Origin of the sequence: Robertmurraya dakarensis, from assembly GCF_900156875.1 — a bacterium.
Classification (GTDB): Bacteria; Bacillota; Bacilli; order Bacillales; family Cytobacillaceae; genus Robertmurraya; species Robertmurraya dakarensis.
In genome coordinates, this window is record NZ_LT707408.1 from 426,351 (window position 1) to 448,383 (window position 22,033).

Genomic DNA, 22,033 nt, shown 5'->3' on the forward strand with positions numbered 1-22,033 from the left:
TATCTTAATAAACGCTGGTATAATCAAAAGAACCAGTTTATGTCTTTTGATTAGAACCAGTTTCGAGTTGGAGGAAAAAGGATGATAGAAATTACACCTGCATTTGATGAAAAGAACGGCAAGCCGCTTTATGTACAATTAGTTGATTATATAAAGGAAGAGATTCTAGCTGGGAGAATTAAGCCTAATGAAAAATTACCATCAAAAAGGAAGCTATCTACCTATCTAGGAATCAGCATTAATACGATTCAAGCAGCCTATGATCAGCTTAATGCAGAAGGATATATCATAAGTAAGCAGCGGCAGGGAGTATTTGTTGCAAATTTGGAAGAAGAGCTTTTCATTGAAAAAATAGCACCGCCTGAAGAAGAGAGAACGAGTGAAACCAAGAATAGCAGTGTGAAAATTGACTTTAATTCAGGAAAAGTGGATTTAGAACATTTTCCATTTTCTGCTTGGAAAAAGCTAACATTGCAATCTATATACGAGGATCAAGGTGCTCTTTTTTATAGCGGGGATCCCCAAGGAGAGTTACAACTTCGGGAACAGATTGCCAAATATTTATTTGCTTCAAGGGGTGTAAGGTGTTCATCAGATCAAATTGTCATCGGGGCAGGTACCCAATCTTTATTATCCTTGCTTTATTTGATTCTTGGTGAGGGTTATGCATTTGCTCTGGAGAACCCTGGTTTTCATCGGACCAGAGTTGTGTTGAAAGATTTAGGGGCCGACTTACATTATATTCAGCTAGATGGTGATGGAATTAATATTGAAAAGTTGTATGAGAGTGCAGCAACGGTTGTATATATAACTCCATCGCATCAATTTCCATGCGGAATGGTAATGCCGATACAGCGTCGTATGGAATTATTAAAGTGGGCGGAGGAGAGAGGCGGATATATTATTGAAGATGATTATGATGGGGAGTATCGCTACAAGGGAAAACCGATTCCGTCATTGCAAGGGTTAGATAAGATAGGAAGAGTAATCTACCTAGGGACTTTCTCGAAATCCTTAATCCCTTCTATACGTGTAAGCTACCTTGTTCTCCCGAAAGAACTCACAAAGGTCTATCAAGAACACTTTACGTTATACAAGCAGCAAACATCAAGACTGCATCAAAACACAATATTTCATTTTATGAATGAAGGATTTTGGCATAGCCACTTAAATAAAATGAGAACCCTTTACCGAAAAAAGCAGGCGGTGTTAGTAAGTTCACTAAATAAACAGTTCGGGAATGAGGTTGAAGTAATTGGTGAACAATCGGGGCTTCATATCGTCGTAAAGGTGAAGACCCATATGACTGAAGATGCTTTAATTTCTAAGGCACTTGAGGCAGGTGTTAAAGTATACCCTTTGTCGATCTATTATGCAGATCCAAAGGACATCAAGGAAACCAAAATTTTATTAGGATTTGGAGGGTTATCACTATCAGAAATAGAGTTAGGGGTTAAAATCTTAAAAAAGGCATGGGAGACATAAAAAAAACGCCGCAAATGGGCGTCTATAATAAACTAAAAAGAATACTATTCTTGGAATTTCTCAGCGTTCGGATCCATGCTATTACCACCGTAATCTGGAACGTTGTTTGCATGTTCACGATGATAAGCCGATCCTGAACCTGGCTGACTATTGGCCGCTCTATTTTTAGGGTTTCTGTTGTTTTGATTCTGTCTATTTGCCAAATGTTTCACCTCCTAAGAAACTGCTATTAGGTTTCGTTTTAATTTTAAAATTATTCATCTTAAAATTACTGTCATTTCTATGTTGACAAACTAATATTAATTTATTAAAATAACTATTGTCGTTAAGTTGGTTATGCTTTTTGGCCCGTTGGTCAAGCGGTTAAGACACCGCCCTTTCACGGCGGTAACACGGGTTCGAATCCCGTACGGGTCACCATTCAAATGAAGGATGCTAGAAGCGCAACGTCCTGTTGCAAAGCGTGTATTCGCACATTTTGTGCATCGGAGGATTAGCTCAGCTGGGAGAGCACCTGCCTTACAAGCAGGGGGTCGGCGGTTCGATCCCGTCATCCTCCACCATGATTTTTTTACGTGAAAATAATCTATGCCGGCCTAGCTCAATTGGTAGAGCACGTCCGAATAAGCATCCTGCTTAAGCTTCAGCATACTGATCGAGCTGCTGCTTGAATAATCTTTCTGAGATCAGGATGACGTCTTTCAAAGATCAATACCGCATATTAATGATTGCTATATTAAGCCGGCCTAGCTCAATTGGTAGAGCAACTGACTTGTAATCAGTAGGTTGGGGGTTCAAGTCCTCTGGCCGGCATCAAATTAAAAACAGGAATTTATTCAATGATCGTATTGAATAAATTCCTGTTTTTTTATACCCATATATCCGCTCATTACTCGTTTTTCTTCGAAGAAAGATTTAAAGCGGTTTCTGTTATTTGGAAATCGACCTCCAGCTGTTCGCTTAGGTTATTTGGGTGGTACATGCCTTTTGCGATCATATAATTTGTGATTCTTTCATGAGTTTTAATAGAGTTCCGTAATTCTTCGCGCAAACCTGCTCTTAGTTCGGGTGTTGCTGTTTCGGTAATCGCAAATGCTAAGTTTCTGATGCCTGCTTTTGTTGAGATTAAAAAATCAGTTGCGATTACTTTATCAGTCATACCGCCTAATCCCATGATATTCTTCATTAAATTGTTCATGATTTTGTACTCCTATCTGATAAATATCCTTGCAGGTGCTTGATGAATTTTGTACCAGCTGCAACATCATCTGAAAGAATAGTTTTCAATTCTTCGTCCTGAACAAGGCCGCTCATCGTAGTGGCTTTCGTTAAACATAAATTTTTAAAGGTTAATATTTCATGTACTTCTAACGTTTCATGCAGGGCTAAGTATTTTGTCACTGTATTGGCTCCTTTCCTTATCAATTCTAATTTTGTGGTCACGATGAAAAATTATTCAAGAACAGTGTTTAACAATTTCTAACAAAAATAGAAAAAGAATTATTGTTAAAAAACACTATTACATGAAGAATAAATACCAACAACAGTAAAGAAGGGGAGAGACTCTTGGAAAAACAAGCCACATTAGCCTTTCATGAAACGATGGATACGCATGAGATTTTAAATTTTAAAACTATTTGTTTGATGAAATCTAAACTGATGCAAGGGATCTGCTTTGATAATGACTTGAAAGCCCTTATGGAAAAGGATGTTCACCAATCGGTAAAAGCAATTAAAGAAATAAAGGAGCTTTATGCTGGAGCAAGGACTGAGATTAATTAAAAGAGGTGGAACAGACGATGAATCAAGATTATTTAGATCCTAAATACGCCGAAGGGATGCCGAAAATGGCAGATGCATCCTTTGCGTTGGACTTCTTATTATCTGTAAAAACGGGCATTCGTTACTATGCAGTGGCCATAACTGAGACGGCAAGTCCGGAATTAAGGATGGCTCTCGTTAATCAAATGGAAGAAGCGATTGACTTGTATGAAGAAGCTACGGAATTAATGATTAAAAAGGGCTGGCTCCACCCGCATGACCTAGGAAAACAGATCGAGATGGATATCAAGTCAGCTGACATGGCTTTAGCGATTGCAGAGATGGAACTATTTCCTATGGATACGGACAGGCTCGGAACGTTTGCAACGCCATATAAATAATTTTTATAAAAAGGAGCATGCAATATGAAAGCTGTTACATACCAGGGGATTAAAGATGTCGCTGTAAAAGAGGTCCAAGATCCCCGTATTGAAAAAAGTGATGACATTATTGTGAAGGTAACTACTTCGGCGATTTGTGGATCAGATTTGCATTTAATTCATGGCATGATTCCGAATATGCCTGAAAACTATATAATCGGACATGAGCCAATCGGGATAGTTGAAGAGGCAGGACCTGATGTTACAAACCTGAAAAAAGGTGATCGTGTGATCGTCCCATTTAATATTGGTTGCGGCCGTTGTTGGTATTGTGATCAAGGGTATACTAGCCAATGTGATGAAGCCAACCCTAATGGAGATATGGGTGCGTATTTTGGTTACTCAGAAACAACAGGCGGTTATCCTGGAGGGCAGGCAGAGTATTTGCGTGTGCCATATGGCAATTTTACTCCGTTTCGGTTACCGGATGATTGTGAAGTAGAGGATGAACAGCTTGTATTGCTTTCAGATGCTGCTTCAACAGCTTATTGGAGTGTGGAGAATGCCGGGGTCAAGAATGGTGATACGGTTATTATTCTTGGATGTGGACCTGTTGGACTTTTGGCTCAAAAGTTTACTTGGCTAAAAGGAGCAAAAAGGGTAATTGCGGTTGATTACGTTGACTATCGTCTGCAGCATGCTAAAAAAACGAATAATGTTGAGATTGTAAACTTTGAACAAGAAAAACATATTGGGGAGCATTTAAAAGAAATAACTCAAGGCGGGGCAGACGTAGTGATTGATTGTGTAGGGATGGATGGAAAGATGACACCACTTGAATTCCTTGCTACAGGCTTAAAGCTTCATGGCGGAGCAATGGGTGCTATTGTTACGGCTGCACAAGCAGTGAGGAAATGTGGAACGATTCAATTAACAGGGATTTACGGGAGCAGGTATAATGCCTTTCCGCTTGGTGATATTTTTCAACGAAACATAAATGTAAAGATGGGACAAGCGCATGTTATTCCGTTAATTCCGCAGCTATATCAGATGGTGAGTGAAGGCAAAGTCAATCTTTCTGATATTGTTACACATATTTTACCATTAGCGGATGCGAAAAAAGGTTACGAACTATTTGATACAAAAATGGATAATTGCATCAAAGTTTTATTGAAACCTCACTAATCATTTTCTAATAAAAATTTTATGAGTTTGCAAATATTTCCACGAAATAAGGAGATATTATTGTTAACGGAAAAGGGAGTTGGTCTATGAAAACGATCTATGGACATGGGATGACCGTTAATACATTGGGAAAATTATCTAACCTGGCATTACATAAGAGACTTCGTTATTTCTCGTTGACCGGAGAGATATTGAAGAGATATTGGGAAGTCTTTCGCCGTTTAATGATTGAAGTAAAAAACAACAGAGGATGGGAAAACATGAGGATCATAACAGGAGTTATTTTTAAAAAATTCTCAGAAGAATATAATCAAGAAGCAGTTTCGAGGGGTTAAAACAATGTGCTGACCCCAAAAGAAACATTGTTTTGGAGCATAGCCCTTCCTGGATTTGGTCAATTATTAAATGGCAAAGTTATAAAAGGTATTGTTTTTATCTTTTTAGAAATCTTGGTCAATGTCCAAGCGAATTTTAATGAAGTAATTATACTAAGCTTTCATGGGGATATAGAGAAAGCCATTTTGCACACTGATTATCAATGGCTTATGTTTTATCCCTGTTTGTACTTTTTTTCAATGTGGGATGCGTATAGGGATGCGGGCGGTGGAAAAGATCCTTATTATTTCCTTCCATTCGTTTTTTGCGGATATTTTGTAACAGTCGGGTTAATTTTTGCTAATAAACTTAAGATTTTCGGTGTGTTAATTGGACCTGTATGGCTGCCGATGTTATCAGTCATCCCAGGTGTGGCAGTAGGATATCTATTAAAAAGACTTTTACTAAAAAGGAAACGGCTGGGAACTTAAACAGTCGTTTTTTTAGTTTTTTAACAAAGAAAAAATTTCTAGACGTAAGCTAGAAATTTTAATGGTTTAAAGGGCGAATGCTCAGTTAGTTTTTGGTATCTGCTGTTTCATAATAGGCTGTAATAAGCTCCTTTAGTTCCTGTATTTCCTTACTATTAACCCCTGGACGTAACGACTGAAGTGCGCTTTCTACTAGGTGCTTGCGGGGGCTTGATGAATGGAGCAATTCATCTTGAATAAAATCTAATAGTTCAATGTATTTTGATTGGTCTCTAAAAGAATATAGACTTTTTTTAATTTCGGTAACATGATGATGTAATTTGTGTTTATAGGTATGAATATTATCCTTGTCATTCGGCAGCCAAATTTCAAGATGCTCAGGAGGAATTAACTGCTCTTTTGACATTGAAACTTCATCAACCATTTTAACGATGCGTTCAACGCTATAGCGAACGATTTTTTTGATACCGACTTTCGTGTCGCGTGTTAAAGATGTGTATTTCAAATTATGCTGCAGTATTCCTGTGAACATAATGGCACAATCAAGTAAATAGGGTTTTTTAACTTCTCCGAAAATATCAATAAAGCGATAATAAAGCCATCGAAGCATGCGTAAATTTCCGTTTTTAAAAAATTGATTAAGGTCGTCATCGTTTAAAACAAGAACTTCTTCAAATAGCGAGAATAATTTATTTGCTCTATTGGTCTCCACGGCCATTTCAATCTGCTTTATAAAAATTTCAATATCTGAAGGATCTTGTCCAATAAGCAAATCATTCCGTTCTTTTTCGAGTGTCTTATAAATTGTCTTGAAAAGTTCGATTAATAATTCATTCTTAGAAGAAAAATAATTATAAAATGTTCCTTTGGCAATTCCGCTGTATTCTAATATGTCTTGGATGGATGTGGATTGGAACCCTTTTTCGATAAAAAGCTCATGTGCTTTTTTTATTACTTGCTGTTTTCGCGCGTTCATCTTGACCACCTTTGTTGAAGTTTTTGATATGACCATTTTCAATCTATAAATGCTGAGTTTTTTTATTGCAATATTTGGAATCGTGATATATGATATTGTTTATCTGAAATTAGAGTACAATATAATGTACTGTATGTCTAGGGGGGCGCTTCAATGGATGATACAATAAATCGAGTTGACCGTCCGCAATATGGAATTCTTGCGATTTTAATGATAGGTGCATTTATTTCATTTCTAAATAATACTTTATTGAATATTGCGTTACCTTCCATCATGATAGATTTAGAGGTGGATACTGCAACTGTGCAGTGGGTTACAACTGGTTATATGTTAGTAAATGGAATTTTAATTCCGACAACAGCTTTTTTAATTCAAAAATATTCTGTGAGGCGCTTGTTCTTAGTGGCAATGGGGTTATTTACGATCGGTACGATTGTCGCGGGAAGCGCTCATATTTTTCCTGTGTTGCTGGCAGGAAGGATGCTTCAGGCATCAGGTTCTGCTATTATGATGCCGCTTCTTATGAATGTTATGTTAATCAGTTTTCCGGTTGAAAAACGCGGAGCTGCGATGGGGATTTTTGGCTTAATTTTAATGTTTGCACCAGCAATTGGCCCTACATTGTCTGGGTGGATTGTTGAACATTATGATTGGAGAATGCTTTTCCACTTTATCACTCCGATTGCCTTTGTTATTCTTCTAGTCGGTTTCTTCTTGCTTAAAGATAAAAAAGATAAAGTAAACATCCGTCTTGATATGCTTTCTTTAATGCTGTCGAGTGTTGGTTTTGGGGGGCTCCTTTACGGATTCAGTTCCGCTGGAAGCAGAGGATGGGGCAGTCCTCATGTATATGTGACTATTATTATAGGGGTCATCTCTTTAGTGACATTCATTTTACGTCAATCGAAGCTCGATATCCCAATGTTGAATTTTAACGTATATAAGTACCCGATGTTTTCATTAGCATCAGCCATTACGATGGTATTAAATATGGCGATGTTCTCTGGATTTCTGCTCTTACCGATTTATATTCAAACGATACGCGGAATTTCTCCTATGAGTGCTGGATTAATGCTTTTGCCTGGTGCAGTCTTGAATGCTTTGATGTCTCCGGTTACAGGCAGGTTATTTGATAAATATGGCGGCCGTATCTTGGCTGTGATTGGTCTTACGGTTATAACGGTGACAACGTATATGTTCGGTAATTTGACATTTGAAACGGGAGTTGTCTATATTGTCATTTTGCATTCTGTGCGGATGCTTGGCATGTCCATGGTCATGATGCCTGTTTCAACTAATGGGTTAAACCAGCTGCCTCGAAGCCTTTATCCACATGGTACGGCAATGAATAATACATTAAATCAGGTGTCAGCTGCTATTGGTACAGCGTTGCTTATTACTATTATGTCAATTCGGGAGACAGCAGCTGCCCAGCGTTTAACGGAAGAAGCGATGATTAATGTGACTGGTCAGCCAACTGAAGCTGCCTTAGCTGAAATGCAGCAGCAAATTATGTTAAAAGCGATGCTGGAAGGAATTAACTTCACCTTTATCATTTCTGCCATTCTAATGGGTGTGTCGCTAATACTGGCGCTCTTCCTTAAAAGAGCAACACCAGCGGACGAACCAAACGAAAAAAAAAGCAAACCAGTCGTACCTAAATTAGCAAAAAATAATTAGGTACCTGGTACCGTTCGTGGACAGTTTGTTTTGTTTGTTTTTCTGGGGTGGACAGTGTTGTTTGGACGAAAAAGAGGAATGCTCACTTCATGAAGTGGGCATTTTTGTTTGAGGAGGAAAAGTAATTCTCATTATGATGATTCTAGTTTATTATTATATAATAGTGGAAATTATTTCAGCGAGCGGGCTCTCAAATAGAACGGAGTAAAAGGAAGGTAATCTATGTCTGAAGAAAATCAAAACATAACAAGGATTCATTTAGATAACAAAGAATACATTTTAATCGGTACTGCTCATGTATCGAAACAAAGCGCGGAGCAGGTAAAGGAAGTTATTGAAGCTGAACAGCCTGACGCAGTATGTGTAGAACTTGATGAGCAAAGGTATCAGTCTATTATGTCTGGTGACAAATGGAAGGAAATGGATATATTTAAAGTCATTAAAGAAAAAAAGGCTACATTATTACTAATGAACTTAGCGATTTCATCTTTCCAAAAAAGAATGGCGAGTCAATTAGGAATTAATGCAGGTCAAGAAATGATTCAAGGGATAGAATCTGCGAAAGAAACGGGCGCTACACTTGTTCTAGCTGATAGAAATATCCAAATCACCTTTTCTCGTATTTGGAGTAATGTGGGTCTATGGGGGAAGGCGCAGCTCCTTACCTCTGTAATTGCAAGTATCTTCAGTAATGAGACCATCACTGAGGAAGAATTAGAAAAAATGAAAAATCAGGATATGATTAACTCGATTCTTAATGAGTTCACACAAACTTTTCCGAAACTAAAAGTGCCCTTAATTGATGAGAGGGATCAGTATTTAGCTCAAAAAATTAAAACGGCTCCTGGTGAAAAAATTGTTGCCGTTTTAGGTGCTGCCCACGTACCTGGTATTAAGGAAGCAATAAAAAAAGACCATGATTTAAAGCGTTTATCTGAACGGCCTCCAAAATCAAAAGCGCCGAAAGTCATTGGCTGGGCAATCCCTATTCTTATCTTAGCAATTATTGCTTACACATTCTGGGCTAATCCTGCAGCAGGCTGGCAGCAAACGATTAGTTGGGTGGTTTGGAATGGATCGTTATCTGCTATCGGAACTGCTATAGCTTTCGGACACCCTGCCGCCATACTCACTGCATTTGTAGCAGCACCGATTACATCATTGAATCCTTTACTTGCAGCAGGATGGTTTGCGGGATTTGTACAAGCTTATTTTCGCCGTCCGAATGTTGGTGATTTTGAAACGCTTTCCGCTGATGTTTTTACGGTGAAAGGTTTTTGGAATAACAAGGTTACACGAATTTTACTAGTCATTGTGCTAGCGAATATTGGAAGCTCACTAGGGACATTTATTGGAGGAGCAGACGTAATCAGATTATTCTTAGAAAACTTTTAGAGGATAGAAATTATTTAGTGGAAGAAGGGGTTTAGTTCTTTTATGAGCTAAACCTTTTTTGAACATAAAAGGCCTGAATCCAGAAGATTCGGGCCTTTTAATGTATAAAAGCTCATTTAATTCCGCCTAACGAGATTAGGTTTATAATCTGGCTGTCTCTGAATGTATACAATTGCTTGCTGCAGATCTGAAAGCGTTTGTAGTTCAGAATCAATTTCAACTCCGAGCTCAATCATCGTATCTGCAATTTCTGGACCAATTCCGGTTAAAATGGTGGAGCAGCCTAATAATTTTAACCCTTTAACGATTTTGAATAAATGATTGACCACTGCCGTATCAACAAACGGGACTCCTGAGATATCAATAATCAATCTTCTAGCTTTTAGTTCTTTTACACGAAATAGTGTTTTTTCACGGATTTTCTTTGCCCGGTACGTATCGACATTACCTACAATTGGAAGTATACAAACATTATCAGTTAACGGGATAATCGGGACTGATAGTTCATCAACTGTTTCGCGGTGTGTTTTTATTAATTCGTCCTTGTAGTTAATATAATAAGCAGTATAGGCGTCAAGATAAAGGTCGATGATGTCATTGACATTCCGTTCTAATATAAAAAATTCATCCATGTTAAGGTTTGTATCAGATTCGCTGTAAAAGGATTTAATTGCATTCCAGATGATTCCGCGGGATGATAGGAAAAGTTCCCACGCTAAATGCACAGGAAAATCTGTTTTAGCACTGTTAAGTCCTCTTTCCTTTGCGATATCCATAATTTCTTCTGTTTTAATTTCAGAAATATTTTCAGCGACAATTCTCATGATTGGGTTGCCATTTTTATGATAATCATCGAGCTGACCATTCTCTTTTAGAACAGAATTCAGGTAGCTCTTATTTCTGCTCAAATATTGAAGCCATTCCTGAGTGTAAAAGTCTAAATTCTTAAATAAAAATTGAGATAATTCTACTTTTGAATCAACTGTTTCGATCATTGCCTGTCCTCCTAGAAAAGAGTGGGTGTGCATTTTTTTAAAGCTGAGAAAAAACGTTGTACCTTTTCCTTCCTCACTTGTTACGCGGATATTTCCGTTGTTGCTTTGTATCGCATTAAAGACTTGAGCAAGCCCCATTCCTTTTCCATCTTGCTTTAAAGTGAAGAATGGAGTTCCCAAGAGACGCACCTTATCTTTCGGTATCCCTACACCAGCGTCAGAGATATTGACTTGAACCTCTGAATAATTATCAGTTTGTTCGATGGTCAAAGTGCCTCCGTCTGGCATGGCTTCAATGGCGTTTTTTATTAAATTAAATAATGCTTTTTTTATTTGATCTTTCCGCCCAACCACCAATGCGTCTTCATTTTCGAACTTCTTCACCACTTGAATGTTATAAAGCTGATTTTGAAATAGAAGAAGAACGGAGTCGATCTTTCGGCAGATGTTAAAAGTTGTCCGCTTTTCTTGGGCGAACTCAGGTTTTGACACACTCATTAAATCGTTGAGGATATTAATTGCCCTCTCCAATTCTGTTTGGGCAATTTGATAATACTCCTGACTCGCGGTTTCTTCCATTAGCTGAAGAAAACCTCTTACAGCGGTGAGAGGGTTCCGAACCTCGTGGGCAATCCCTGCAGCCATTTCACCAACTGAAGATAATAAGTGGTTATTCCAGTTAGTATGATCATGAGAACTCTGTAAGGAATTGATATTAAAGATGTATAGATAAAATTTTTCTGTCTTCCCGTTTTCCTTGTTCTCATGAAATAAAAAGAAATATGGATGCGAGTCAATGGTTACAAAAAAATCTCTTTTTTTCCCCATAAAGCATTCATGAAGATTTGTCTTTGCGTCATTGTTTTTTATCAAATTGAAGATATTGTTTGTACCTTCGACCTCAAAGTCTAGTAATCTTTTCCCTTCAGGATTTATTTTTTGTATTGTTCCATCTGGGTTTAATTCAATTAGCCCATAGGGATAGTCATGGGCGATAGGTAATGTTGTCATTGTGTTTACCCTGCCCTTCTTTAATCCACTTCACTGCTCTAACCCTTGTTCCCATATTTATGGCGGTAGTAATTTCGAATTCATCCATCAAACGTTTCACCCCTGATAACCCCAACCCTAAGCCTTTTTTGGATGGAAATGCGTGATCAATATATTGATCAAGATTTGGAATACCGGGACCTTGATCTTTAGCGATAATTTCGATCCCATAAGAGGGAATGTCATTAATAATGATTTCTCCTCTTTTGGCATAGAAGACAATGTTCCGAGCTAGTTCCATAATAGACACGACTAATTTCGTTTGCTGTGTTTTGTTAAGACCGTGCTCTGCTGCTACCTTTTTACCGATCGAGCATGCCATATACACATCGTCCTCATTTTCAATTACAATCCTGAACAATTTTGTATTCCATCCTTTTCGGTCGATTAATAGTTAACTATAAAAAATATTTTAGCATATTTATACAGTTGTGTGAGTTAGTTTTTTAAAAATATCGAAAATTCCCATTCCGCTGAAACTAAAGGGACCTTCTGCTGGTCATAAGTTGTGTGAAGGCAGAATACAATGGAATTGGAAATATAAACCTGTAATAATTTAGAAATTTTTCAAAGAGTTGGGGAGAAAAAAATGGGGAAGTATCGTAATTTCGTATTGGTCGCAATGTTTATTAGTTTCATCGTATTGTTAGGATGTTCTAACAAAACTGCTAAGGAGCAAGAGTTAGAAAAACAAGTTGAGGAGCTTCAAAAGGAGTTAGCTGCCCAGCAAGAGAAAGAGATAGAAAAAGAAACAGATGAGGAAGTACCAATAGAAGAGGAAAAGCCCGCTCAAATAGAGGTGATTGATCCGAATACAAAAGAAGTAGTTACAATGTTTAAACCGGAAGAGATGGGATTTGGTACTGACAATGAGCTGTATGAGGCGGAATTGAAAAGCTGGGCAAAGGAATTGGCGAGAGGAACGGAAACAACTGAAGGATATGACCAACGAATGATCCCAGATAAATTGGGACCGGACGGTGAAATCATCAAGGGGAGTCCGCGGGTTATTCTTGATGAAGCTGAGCTGGTGGAGAAGGTGGTGGCTGCTTCTGAAAAGGGAGGAGTTGTCGAGCTTCCTTTATATATTACAGAAAGCGGTTATAACCCGGAGGAAGTTACTCAGTTAAATGAAGTGGTAGTCGCTTCGTATACTACCTATTTTGATACAAGTGTGGCGGGCAGGTCGAAAAATATTGAGCTATCCGCAGAAGCTATTAATAATGTTATTGTCGGAGTTGGTGATATCTTCTCCTTTAATACGACCGTCGGGCCTAGTGATGCAGAGCATGGTTATCAAAAGGCAATGGAAGCTGTGAATGGGAAGCTTGTTGAAGGGATTGGAGGAGGAATTTGCCAAACATCTTCGACATTGTTTAATGCAGTAGATCATCTTGCTGTGGACTATGTAGAGAAACACCATCATTCCGTGAGTGTTGGGTATGTGCCAAATGGAAGAGATGCGACGGTCTCATACGGAGGGCTCGATTTCAGATTTCAAAATACCACAAACGTACCACTTCTTCTGAAAGCTGTAATTAATGGAGGAGCACTTACAGTAGAGGTTAGGACTTCAAAAGCAAACCAAAGCCAATTATAAAGATAACAACAAAAGAAAACCCAAAAGCTCAAGCCGAAACAGGGCTTGAGTTTATTTATTGTAATTTATTACAAAAAGACATTGTCCGCTTGAGGTGGACAATGTCTTTTTATGGTACCAGGTACCTTCCTTTATTTTGGGGGAAGTTGTATAGTTAAAGAGAAATAGTTTTTTATTATAAGATGGTTAGGAGGACGATTTATGCGTAATAAAGAAATGCTTCTTATCCCGGGACCGACACCAGTAGTAGATTCTATTTATGATGCATTAGCATCAGAGACTAGAAGTCACACAGATGCTAGATTTGCTGCTACTTACAAGAGCTCAATAGAGAAAACTAGAGATATGCTAAAAACAGACGGAGAAGTTTTCGTCATATCTGGCTCAGGTACGATTGCAATGGAAATGGCACTTGTTAATACCGTTTCACCAGGTGAAAAGCTTTTAGTGGTGAGCCATGGCTTTTTTGGAGACCGCTTTATTAAATTAGGTGAAGCTTTTGGAATAAACGTAGACGTGATTCAAGCTGAATGGGGAAAGCAGGTAGACCCGAAAGCTGTGGAGGACAAGCTTGCAAATGGTGACTATAAAGCTGTTACTGTGACCCACGCAGATACTTCAACAGGAGTTGCTGCTAACTTAGATGTGCTTGTGCCAATTATTAAAAAGTATGGGGCGCTTGTTATTCTTGATGGTGTTTGTGCAACCGCTGCCATGGAAGAAGATATGAGCAAAACCTACGGAAGTGAAGATGCGAAGATTGACGTTGTGTTAACAGGCTCTCAGAAGGCGATAGGAGTGCCTCCTGGTCTTGCGATTGTGGCTTTTAACCAGACGGCATTAGCAGCAAGAAAGAAAATGGAACGTGTAACAGCGTATTACTGTGACATATATAATTGGATTCCTATTATGAATGACCCGACCAAGTATTTTGCTACACCACCTGTTAACCTCATCTATGCATATGATGAAGGAATGAAGCTAGTGCTTGAAGAAGGGATGGAAAATCGCTATAAGCGTCATGCGGCTTATGGAAAAGGAGTGCGAGCTGGCCTAGGTGTGTATGGAATGAAGGCGCTTGCAGAAGAAGATGTAGCAGCTGCTACACTGAGCTGTATTCTTTACCCTGAAGGAATGGATGATGCGGGATTCCGTTCTGCTCTTGCTAAAAAAGGATTAATTGTGGCTGGGGCACTTGCGCATCTGGCTGGAAAAGCATTTAGAATTGGACATATGGGGAACACAACGGTTGAAATGCTTGAAAAAGCACTTGTTCTAATCGGAGAAACAATGGAAGAGCAAGGATATTCTGTTGATGCTGATCAAGCAGTAAAGGCTTTCAGATCAATCGTTAGTTAATTCTTTTTTTAAAAAAAGAAGGAAGGGGAATCATCACCAAGTAGCAAAAGGTGATGATTTTTCTTATTAAAGGGGGTTAATTTGTCACTTAAGGTGCAACCGTTGCAAACGGATAGATTAATGGTATTACTAGCAAAATCTATTAAAAATGTGTGATTCCTGCCCCTTTTTTACCAAGATAATGGTATATTTTAGTATGTGAATATAGACTTGTTACAAAAGGGGTATGTATGAAGGAAATAAATATAAATAAAATATATTATGTCGTTGTGTTGTGCGCGATAGCCGTTATGATAATGGGCTTATTTATTAATAATGTCCGCATGGATGAATTTGAATTAGATTATGTCGTACATATTATATTGGTGGTAACTCTATCTATGTGTTTATTGCTTTTTCCTAAGGTTCGAACAGATTCGCTTAGAATAACCATTACAATCGTTGCCTCTGTTTATTTTTATGCGCTTTTCTTTTTATATCCAGAGACGTCATCCAATTTTATTTTATTATGCTTTATTCCAGCATTCTCAATTTTATTTTTTGATTCCAAGCTTTTTTATTTTTCTTTGTCATTAAACTGTGCAGGTATTATCTTATTATTTGGTTATATTATGATTTTTGATCAAGGACAGCAGTATCCCTATATAGAAGAGGACCTAATCGGTAATGTTATAAATTTCATTGCGAGTCAAATTATTGTGTATTTTATTTTTTACCTAACTAATAGACGAATGATAAAACAACAATTGTACTACGAGCAAATACAGCAGTCTGAACGTTTGAAGACAACTGGCCAGCTCGCAGCTGCTGTTGCACATGAAATTAGAAATCCTCTAACTGTCGTGAAGGGGTTTTTGCAGTTTTTCCAGCAAGACACTTCCTTTTCCGCCGATCGAAAAGGGCATATTGCTTTGATGATTGATGAGTTAAATACGGCTGAGCAGGTAATTTCTCAGTTTTTATCAGTCGCTAAGCCAGAAAAAGAAAAAGCAACTGAAAAAGTGGACGTCAAGCATGTTCTTCAGAGTGTTACAGATCTGCTGCATTCATATGGACTGTTAAATGATAATCAAATCCAATTAAAAATAACAGATGAATGTTACATTGCTGCGAGTAATATTGAGTTTAAACAATTACTAATAAATATTATTAAAAACGCCATTGAGGCCTCTAAGACGGGGGATTTGGTTTTTGTTACGGCTAGCAGGGAAAATGATAAAGTGGTCATAAACGTTATAGATCAGGGACAAGGAATGTCTGAAGAAGAAATTGCCTCTTTAGGAACTCCTTTCTATTCCTTAAAAAGTAAAGGAACAGGATTAGGGATGATGATTTGCTTTAATATTGTTAAAAAATATAAAGGCAGAATAGACTTCCAATCTTCAAAGGGGCACGGAACAACTGTCACGATACGCTTTCCTTCAATTGAATATAAGAGTAATTAGGCGCAAGGCTTTAACAAGGCTGCGCCTATTATTATACAGTTAGCAGTGAACGATTTTAAAAAGAGGAAAGCAGGCTTATCTAAGAGAAAAGTATGCGGAAAGTGCGGCAGGATAGGCTCCTGAGTGAATTTGATCAAACGTTTGATCAATGATTGTGCAGGGAAATTCGACAATAACGTGAACCGTGTGAAAAGGATCACCTGCTTTATAGATAAAACATGTTAAACTTGGAGAAAATGAGAAAGTCAACGTAATAGAGGTGTAAATAAATGAAAACAGTTTTAGTAATTGGTGGAGGGATCACCGGCATATCTGCCATGTATGACCTTCAAAAATGGAAAAAGAATAATCATTCAGATGTAAGGCTTATTTTAACAGAGGGTTCTTCAGAATTAGGCGGGAAAATTTCCACGGTTCACAAAGACGGCTTTTTGATGGAAGCGGGGGCAGATTCTCTTGTTTCCCGTAAAGCAAGCATGATGTCTTCCATAGAAGAGCTGGGGCTTGAGGAGGAAATTGTTTATAATGCGACAGGACGCTCGCTGATTTTTGCTGATGGAGAACTAAAGCCAGTACCTGCTGATGCTGTATTTGGAATCCCTGCAAGTGTGGAGTCATTAGCAACCACCACTCTCGTTTCGGCACAGGGAAAAGTGGAAGCACTGAAGGATTTATATACGAAGAATGAGACCTTTACAAAAAGCGACTCTATTGGAGAATTCCTGGAGTATTTTTTAGGAAAAGAACTTGTAGAGAAGCAGATTTCTCCTATTCTTTCCGGTGTCTATTCAGGGAATTTGCATGATTTGACGATCTCCTCAACGATTCCATTTGTTTTTGACTATAAAGAGGAATTTGGAAGTATCATAAAGGGATTAGAGGCAAATAAAGCGAAATTCCAAAGCCGCAGCGGGGCGAAGTTCTTTTCTTTTAAAAGCGGTCTCGACACCCTTATTAATGGATACGTGAAAAAGATGGAGGATGTTGAAATCCTTAAGGAATATAAAGCAGTCAAGCTTGAGAAAAGCCAAGGACGATATCTTGTGACCTATGAAAATGGAGAAATAATTGAGGCTGATCAGGTAATCCTTAGCATCCCGCATGATGCGGCGGAGAGATTATTCGAAAATACTGCTCTTGAGAAAGAGTTTGCGCAATTTACGAATAGTTCACTTATCAGTGTTTATGCAGGGTTTGATATTCCTGATGATGTGCTCCCGACTGAGGCGACGGGCTTTGTGACAGCAACTTTTGAACTGTCATGCAATGCTTGTACATGGACGAGCAGGAAATGGGAGCATACATCAAAACAAGGAAATCTGCTTATAAGAATGTTTTATAAAAGCAGTCACCCTAGATTTGATGAAATTAATGGGAAAAGCAAGGAAGAACTTCTTCAAGTGGCACTTGCGGATATTGAAAAAAGCTTGGGTATTAAAGCAGAACCTAGTGTTAGTGAAGTTACGGACTGGTCAGAAATGATGCCGAATTATTCAATTACGCATCCTCAAAGCGTTGAAGATGTGGAAAGAAGTCTTGCTGAGGAATACCCTGGTATTTATATTTCCGGCTGTTCTTATTATGGTGTCGGAATACCAGATTGTATTGAAAACGGAGCGAATACGGCGAAAAAGGTGATTCAGAAACTTTAAAGAGGTGTTTTGTATTGAAAATAGCTACCGTTGGGACGGGGTCGATTGTTGATTCTTTTTTATCAGCAGTAAATGAGATAGACGATGTTAAGTGTGTGGCGATGTATTCTCGGAAAGAGCAGAGTGCTCGGCCATTAGCAGAAAAATACGAGATTGATTCTATTTATACCGATTATGAATCGATGTTAAGAGATCCATCTATTGAATTTATTTATATTGCGTCTCCAAATAGTTTCCATTATGAGCATGCAGCCCAAGCCTTAGAAAATGGAAAGAACGTGATTTGCGAGAAGCCTTTTACTTCTACAGTGAAAGAAACCGAGAGCTTAATGGCGCTTGCGAAAAAGCAAAAGCTTATGCTGTTTGAAGCGATATCGACGATACATCTTCCGAATTATGAACTTGTAAGGAACCAGATTGATAAGCTTGGCCGCATTACATTCATTCAATGCAACTATAGTCAGTATTCAAGTAGATATAACCAGTTATTAAGTGGAGAAACTCCCAATGTGTTTAATCTGAAATTCTCAGGAGGAGCCCTTACAGACATTAATATCTATAACCTGCATTTTGTGATGAATTTATTTGGATCTCCTCAATCAATTCACTATGAGGCGAACAAACATGGGAATGGGATCGATACATCTGGAGTTTTGCTGCTAAAATATCCTGATTTTATTGCAGAATGTGTTGGCTGTAAAGATTCTAATAGTATGAATTTTGTTCTAATCCAAGGTGAGAAGGGGTATCTTCACGTTGAAAATGGAGCTAATGGGTGCAGAAGAGTCATTGTCCATATAGATGATGAGGAAATTTCATTAAACATGCAGAGTAACAGCAACCGTTTGTATTACGAATTAGCAGCTTTTAAAGAGATGTACACTAAAAGAGATTTTGAGCGTTGTTATGAATTGCTAGACCATACACACTCCGTTATGAAAATGCTGGTAGAAGCAAGAAAAACAGCCGGAATCATCTTCGAAGCAGATCAAAAAGAATAAAACATCCCCGAAATAAAAATAAAAGTCAGATTCCCACGAATTGTCTATCGTAAGGAATCTCACTTTTTTGTATTACTTCTGTCCGTCTAGAGTGGACACTGTCTTTTGACGGTACCTGGTACCATGGAGAACTTCGAAGTATTGGTGGAGCAGGTTTTCGTTGATGGTGTCCCACTTTTGGGTGAGGGCGTATTTTCTGCCTTCTAGGCCCAATTGTTTCCGCTTAGAGTCATTGATTAACAGCTTAATGATACATTGAGTAAAGTCTCGGACATTTCCTGGTTCGCATAGAATTCCGTTTACTCCTGTTTGGAGAATATTTCTTACCCCTCCGGAGTTTGCGGCAACGACAGGTGTTCCGCTGGCTAATGCTTCAAGAACGACATTTCCAAATGTTTCGGTAGAAGAAGGAAACACAAATAGATCAGACGCAGAATAGACCTCTGCTAAATCCTGTCCGCTTAAATAACCTGTAAAAAGCATGTTACTAGGTGCGTTTTGTTCAATTTCTTCGCGCATTGGGCCATCACCAACAACAAGCCATTGAATTTGATCATTTAGTGGCGGCGGCAGGGAATTGGCAACGTTTAAAAGGGTGTGTATGTCTTTTTCTGGAGCAATTCTTCCGACATACGTTAATAAATATTTTCTGCGTATCTTGTATTTTTTTCGAACAGCCAATTTATCGTAAAAAGGATGATATAGCGTACAATCCACGCCCCTTCCCCAAATTTCTAAATTTAAGAAGCCATGCTTTTCTAAGCTGGTTAATGTTTCGGATGATGGAACAAACAGTCTTTTAAATGGGCGATGAAACCATTGCATATACTTCCACAATACTTTTGATAGAAATTCAAAGTTATAGTATTTTAAGTAATGGTCAAAGTCTGTATGATAGGATCCAACAAGTGGAATATCTAATTTTTTAGCAAAATAGACCCCGCATAATCCAATATTAAATGGTGTTGCCACATGAATTAAATCAGGTCCGAATTCTTCGAGCTCATTCTTTATTTGAACAAGGCTTGGGAAAGCCAATCGGCATTCAGGATATAAAAAAAAGGAAAGACTGTTGAAACGATGGATATTGCTTGTCACATAATCCTGTGGTTCAGATCTTGGTGCAAAGATTTTAAACTCAACATCCTGTCTGCCTAAATAATCGGTCAGCATCTTGAGTGTCCGGGCCACGCCGTTTATATCAGGATCATAAGTGTCTGTGAATAAAGCTAACCTCATCATGCTCCCCCTCGTATAGTACTAGTAAGAGCTCTTTCTAGAAGAATTTCCAGTTGATCCGGATCCTCTAAAATTCACTCTAGATTCCTATAGGTTATCAAGGTTAGCCTTTCGGCTTCCCCATCTTAAATATTTTAGTTTTACCCTTGTTTCACCCACCTGATGGGGAAGCCGAGGTAAAGTTCAAACTATCAATAATAGATTAATGTGTTGTTCTTATTTCGCAGGGGGATAGTTTCCCTACTGCTTCTTTGAAATGCCTTTAACTGAATATCGAGAAATGGCGGAGAATGGAGGAAGCTCCAGCGTTTTACTCCGTCATTTTTTTATAGCGTTCATAGACCTGCTCATGGGACAATGGAACCGACAGGATCGTATCAGGATATTGCTTCTCCCCCTTGCGGACACTTTGGTGTACTGCTTCATAAGCCTGCTACCCATGGTTCATTATTGAAGGTCTAACCACTGGTTGCGCCGCCGTAAAAGAAGTGAGTGTAGCGCTCATGATGGACTTCTTTTCTTTGAGTGCTGATGACGAGGAAGACATCGATGATTCCCGTGGGCACCCAGGTCTGAACGTTCTTGATTAACTTACATACTGGAGGTGATTGGTATGTCACAAATGCTTGTTGGTGTAGATGTAAGCTTGAAGTCCCATCATGTCCATTTCATGAAGGAGGACGGGTCCACACTCGCCGACTTTTCTGTTTCTAATGATCAAACCGGGGCCGAAACCCTGATCAAACGAATGCTAGAAACTGCGGAAAAAAGTCAGGCCAACCAATTGAAGATTGGGATGGAAGCCACTGATCTTTACAGTTGGCACCTTGCCCATTATCTACAAGACCAAATGAAAGGCTATGAACCTAAGTTTCAAGCCTCTATCTACGTACTAAATGCGAGAAAAGTCGCTCGTTTCAAAAAAGGGTATGATTCTCTTGTAAAAAACGATCGCATAGATGCCTGGGTCATCGCTGACCACTTGCGCTTTGGCCGACTGCCAGCCCAAATGAAAGATGCCATACAATATGAAGCTCTTCAGCGCTTAACGCGAACAAGGTTTCATTTTATGCGGGAGATTGCCCGAAATAAAACGTATTTCCTTAACCAGCTCTTTTTAAAGTTCAGTGGACTGAGACAGGATAATCCATTTTCAGATAAATTCGGAGCTACGAGTATGGCTGTCATGGAGGAACTAGAGCCCGAAACGATCGCTGAAATGAGCCTCGAGGAACTCGTCGAGTTCCTGCAAGATAAAGGAAAAAACCGATTTGAAAAGCCAGAGGAAATCGCAAAATACCTTCAAAAGTTGGCTAGATCATCTTACCGGCTGAATAAGGCTATGCAGGACCCCGTAAATATTTCGATGTCTGTTACTTTAAGTACCATTCAACATATCGAGTCACAGGTAAAGCGTCTGGATAAAGAAATTGCCAAGTTAATGAAAGGCATACCGCAAACCCTAACGTCTGTAAAAGGAATTGGAGACGTTTATGCGGCAGGGTTGATAGCTGAAATTAGCGATATAAAGCGATTTAAAGATCATCATGCCTTAGCGAAATATGCAGGTTTGGTATGGAACCAGAACCAATCAGGCGAATTCGAATCCCAGGAAACGGCTAGAATGAGGACAGGTAATAAATACCTGCGTTACTACCTTATTCAAGCTGCCGATAAGATCCGAAAGTACGACTCTGAATATAAAGCTTTTTACACAAAGAAGTACGATGAAGTTCCAAAACATAAACACAAACGCGCTCTCGTCTTAACCGCAAGAAAACTGGTACGATTGGTGTTTTCGCTACTACGCACCAATCAGTTGTACACACCACCCGAAAGGAGAGATTAAAACTTCTCATTCACACCCTTTCAAACACCCAGCTTCACACTTGAAAGTATTGGTAAAAAATTGAAAATAGTGTGAGGTTTATTAGGTATACTCTTTTTTAAACACTTTTCAATGAAAGACAATATTAATTTCCAATTCATTGAATTTTAGTGCTTGACATATTACCACTGGGCTT

The 22,033-nt window shown here is 38.6% G+C and carries 21 protein-coding genes and 3 tRNA genes; 17 read left to right on the plus strand and 7 right to left on the minus strand.

All coding sequences use genetic code 11. From position 1 onward, the window contains the following. Positions 1 to 81: 81 nt before the first annotated feature. A complete protein-coding gene (gene pdxR / locus CZ487_RS03130; RefSeq protein ID WP_077210786.1) occupies positions 82 to 1,485 on the plus strand; it encodes a MocR-like pyridoxine biosynthesis transcription factor PdxR in 1,404 nt (467 codons plus the stop codon). Positions 1,486 to 1,529: 44 nt separating this feature from the next. On the opposite strand, the gene CZ487_RS26490 is transcribed toward pdxR, so the two are convergent. Next, on the minus strand, positions 1,530 to 1,688 hold the full coding sequence (locus tag CZ487_RS26490) for a hypothetical protein (RefSeq protein WP_154676007.1): 159 nt from the start codon (positions 1,686 to 1,688) through the stop codon (positions 1,530 to 1,532). 142 nt (positions 1,689 to 1,830) lie between these two features. Between CZ487_RS26490 and CZ487_RS03135 the strand changes: the two genes are divergently transcribed. From CZ487_RS03135 to CZ487_RS03145, 3 genes are all read left to right on the plus strand, one after another. Then, positions 1,831 to 1,905 (plus strand) — tRNA-Glu (locus CZ487_RS03135). A gap of 67 nt (positions 1,906 to 1,972) precedes the next feature. Further along, a tRNA-Val gene (locus CZ487_RS03140) sits at positions 1,973 to 2,048 on the plus strand. Positions 2,049 to 2,225: 177 nt separating this feature from the next. Next, positions 2,226 to 2,298: transfer RNA gene (locus tag CZ487_RS03145), tRNA-Thr, on the plus strand. Positions 2,299 to 2,374: 76 nt separating this feature from the next. Here CZ487_RS03145 and CZ487_RS03150 read toward each other — a convergent pair. Continuing rightward, positions 2,375 to 2,683, minus strand: a complete 309-nt coding sequence (locus CZ487_RS03150) for a spore coat protein (protein WP_077210787.1) — start codon at positions 2,681 to 2,683, stop codon at positions 2,375 to 2,377. Beyond that, positions 2,680 to 2,886, minus strand: coding sequence for a hypothetical protein (locus tag CZ487_RS03155; protein WP_077210788.1), 207 nt, complete (start codon positions 2,884 to 2,886; stop codon positions 2,680 to 2,682). Before CZ487_RS03155 ends, CZ487_RS03150 begins: the two co-directional genes overlap by 4 nt. Before the next feature lie 165 nt (positions 2,887 to 3,051). Between CZ487_RS03155 and CZ487_RS03160 the strand changes: the two genes are divergently transcribed. The 5 genes from CZ487_RS03160 (at position 3,052) to CZ487_RS03180 (ending at position 5,617) form a co-directional block, all read left to right on the plus strand. Further along, a complete protein-coding gene (locus CZ487_RS03160) occupies positions 3,052 to 3,267 on the plus strand; it encodes a spore coat protein (protein WP_202617778.1) in 216 nt (71 codons plus the stop codon). A 17-nt stretch (positions 3,268 to 3,284) separates the two neighbouring features. Next, positions 3,285 to 3,647 (plus strand): spore coat protein, encoded by a 363-nt coding sequence (locus tag CZ487_RS03165; RefSeq protein WP_077210789.1) that lies wholly within the window; start codon positions 3,285 to 3,287, stop codon positions 3,645 to 3,647. Between the two features lie 24 nt (positions 3,648 to 3,671). Then, complete coding sequence (locus CZ487_RS03170) at positions 3,672 to 4,811, plus strand: zinc-dependent alcohol dehydrogenase (RefSeq protein ID WP_077210790.1); 1,140 nt, start codon at positions 3,672 to 3,674, stop codon at positions 4,809 to 4,811. A gap of 86 nt (positions 4,812 to 4,897) precedes the next feature. Next, positions 4,898 to 5,146 (plus strand): hypothetical protein, encoded by a 249-nt coding sequence (locus CZ487_RS03175; RefSeq protein WP_077210791.1) that lies wholly within the window; start codon positions 4,898 to 4,900, stop codon positions 5,144 to 5,146. 9 nt (positions 5,147 to 5,155) lie between these two features. Next, on the plus strand, positions 5,156 to 5,617 hold the full coding sequence (locus CZ487_RS03180) for a hypothetical protein (RefSeq protein ID WP_139339535.1): 462 nt from the start codon (positions 5,156 to 5,158) through the stop codon (positions 5,615 to 5,617). A gap of 85 nt (positions 5,618 to 5,702) precedes the next feature. On the opposite strand, the gene CZ487_RS03185 is transcribed toward CZ487_RS03180, so the two are convergent. Next, positions 5,703 to 6,593 (minus strand): TetR/AcrR family transcriptional regulator, encoded by an 891-nt coding sequence (locus CZ487_RS03185; RefSeq protein WP_077210793.1) that lies wholly within the window; start codon positions 6,591 to 6,593, stop codon positions 5,703 to 5,705. Between the two features lie 153 nt (positions 6,594 to 6,746). Here CZ487_RS03185 and CZ487_RS03190 point away from each other — a divergent pair, with 153 nt between their 5' ends. Both CZ487_RS03190 and CZ487_RS03195 read left to right on the plus strand, forming a co-directional pair. Next, positions 6,747 to 8,273 carry a DHA2 family efflux MFS transporter permease subunit gene (locus CZ487_RS03190; RefSeq protein WP_077210794.1) on the plus strand — a complete coding sequence of 509 codons (1,527 nt, stop codon included), beginning with the start codon at positions 6,747 to 6,749 and terminating at the stop codon, positions 8,271 to 8,273. 222 nt (positions 8,274 to 8,495) lie between these two features. Then, entirely contained in the window at positions 8,496 to 9,668 is a 1,173-nt protein-coding gene (locus CZ487_RS03195) for a TraB/GumN family protein (protein ID WP_077210795.1), read from the plus strand. Positions 9,669 to 9,784: 116 nt separating this feature from the next. On the opposite strand, the gene CZ487_RS03200 is transcribed toward CZ487_RS03195, so the two are convergent. Together CZ487_RS03200 and CZ487_RS03205 are read right to left on the minus strand one after the other, a co-directional pair. Continuing rightward, positions 9,785 to 11,674, minus strand: a complete 1,890-nt coding sequence (locus CZ487_RS03200) for an ATP-binding protein (protein WP_077210796.1) — start codon at positions 11,672 to 11,674, stop codon at positions 9,785 to 9,787. Continuing rightward, positions 11,649 to 12,074: an anti-sigma regulatory factor gene (locus tag CZ487_RS03205; RefSeq protein ID WP_077210797.1), complete on the minus strand. Its 426-nt coding sequence runs from the start codon at positions 12,072 to 12,074 to the stop codon at positions 11,649 to 11,651. The genes CZ487_RS03200 and CZ487_RS03205 overlap by 26 nt, the downstream gene beginning before the upstream one ends. 228 nt (positions 12,075 to 12,302) lie before the next feature. On the opposite strand from CZ487_RS03205, the gene CZ487_RS03210 reads away from it, so the two are divergent. The 5 genes from CZ487_RS03210 to CZ487_RS03230 all read left to right on the plus strand — a co-directional run bounded on the left by CZ487_RS03210 (position 12,303) and on the right by CZ487_RS03230 (position 18,770). Further along, a complete protein-coding gene (locus tag CZ487_RS03210; RefSeq protein ID WP_077210798.1) occupies positions 12,303 to 13,313 on the plus strand; it encodes a VanW family protein in 1,011 nt (336 codons plus the stop codon). Positions 13,314 to 13,514: 201 nt separating this feature from the next. After that, positions 13,515 to 14,672 carry a pyridoxal-phosphate-dependent aminotransferase family protein gene (locus CZ487_RS03215; RefSeq protein WP_077210799.1) on the plus strand — a complete coding sequence of 386 codons (1,158 nt, stop codon included), beginning with the start codon at positions 13,515 to 13,517 and terminating at the stop codon, positions 14,670 to 14,672. Between the two features lie 230 nt (positions 14,673 to 14,902). Next, positions 14,903 to 16,117: a sensor histidine kinase gene (locus CZ487_RS03220; RefSeq protein WP_077210800.1), complete on the plus strand. Its 1,215-nt coding sequence runs from the start codon at positions 14,903 to 14,905 to the stop codon at positions 16,115 to 16,117. Between the two features lie 269 nt (positions 16,118 to 16,386). After that, on the plus strand, positions 16,387 to 17,769 hold the full coding sequence (hemG, locus tag CZ487_RS03225) for a protoporphyrinogen oxidase (protein ID WP_077210801.1): 1,383 nt from the start codon (positions 16,387 to 16,389) through the stop codon (positions 17,767 to 17,769). 14 nt (positions 17,770 to 17,783) lie between these two features. Beyond that, on the plus strand, positions 17,784 to 18,770 hold the full coding sequence (locus tag CZ487_RS03230; protein ID WP_077210802.1) for a Gfo/Idh/MocA family protein: 987 nt from the start codon (positions 17,784 to 17,786) through the stop codon (positions 18,768 to 18,770). Positions 18,771 to 18,842: 72 nt separating this feature from the next. On the opposite strand, the gene CZ487_RS03235 is transcribed toward CZ487_RS03230, so the two are convergent. After that, positions 18,843 to 20,009, minus strand: coding sequence for a glycosyltransferase family 4 protein (locus CZ487_RS03235; protein WP_077210803.1), 1,167 nt, complete (start codon positions 20,007 to 20,009; stop codon positions 18,843 to 18,845). A 613-nt stretch (positions 20,010 to 20,622) separates the two neighbouring features. Here CZ487_RS03235 and CZ487_RS03240 point away from each other — a divergent pair. Next, a complete protein-coding gene (locus tag CZ487_RS03240; protein ID WP_077210804.1) occupies positions 20,623 to 21,858 on the plus strand; it encodes an IS110 family RNA-guided transposase in 1,236 nt (411 codons plus the stop codon). The last annotated feature ends 175 nt before the right edge of the window (positions 21,859 to 22,033 follow it).

Coding starts and splice junctions, on each gene's coding strand:
- pdxR (WP_077210786.1), top strand. CDS start 82: ATGATAGAAATTACACCTGCATTTGATGAAAAGAACGGCAAGCCGCTT.
- CZ487_RS03150 (WP_077210787.1), bottom strand. CDS start 2,683: ATGAACAATTTAATGAAGAATATCATGGGATTAGGCGGTATGACTGAT.
- CZ487_RS03165 (WP_077210789.1), top strand. CDS start 3,285: ATGAATCAAGATTATTTAGATCCTAAATACGCCGAAGGGATGCCGAAA.
- CZ487_RS03170 (WP_077210790.1), top strand. CDS start 3,672: ATGAAAGCTGTTACATACCAGGGGATTAAAGATGTCGCTGTAAAAGAG.
- CZ487_RS03175 (WP_077210791.1), top strand. CDS start 4,898: ATGAAAACGATCTATGGACATGGGATGACCGTTAATACATTGGGAAAA.
- CZ487_RS03185 (WP_077210793.1), bottom strand. CDS start 6,593: ATGAACGCGCGAAAACAGCAAGTAATAAAAAAAGCACATGAGCTTTTT.
- CZ487_RS03190 (WP_077210794.1), top strand. CDS start 6,747: ATGGATGATACAATAAATCGAGTTGACCGTCCGCAATATGGAATTCTT.
- CZ487_RS03195 (WP_077210795.1), top strand. CDS start 8,496: ATGTCTGAAGAAAATCAAAACATAACAAGGATTCATTTAGATAACAAA.
- CZ487_RS03200 (WP_077210796.1), bottom strand. CDS start 11,674: ATGACAACATTACCTATCGCCCATGACTATCCCTATGGGCTAATTGAA.
- CZ487_RS03210 (WP_077210798.1), top strand. CDS start 12,303: ATGGGGAAGTATCGTAATTTCGTATTGGTCGCAATGTTTATTAGTTTC.
- CZ487_RS03215 (WP_077210799.1), top strand. CDS start 13,515: ATGCGTAATAAAGAAATGCTTCTTATCCCGGGACCGACACCAGTAGTA.
- CZ487_RS03220 (WP_077210800.1), top strand. CDS start 14,903: ATGAAGGAAATAAATATAAATAAAATATATTATGTCGTTGTGTTGTGC.
- hemG (WP_077210801.1), top strand. CDS start 16,387: ATGAAAACAGTTTTAGTAATTGGTGGAGGGATCACCGGCATATCTGCC.
- CZ487_RS03235 (WP_077210803.1), bottom strand. CDS start 20,009: ATGAGGTTAGCTTTATTCACAGACACTTATGATCCTGATATAAACGGC.
- CZ487_RS03240 (WP_077210804.1), top strand. CDS start 20,623: ATGTCACAAATGCTTGTTGGTGTAGATGTAAGCTTGAAGTCCCATCAT.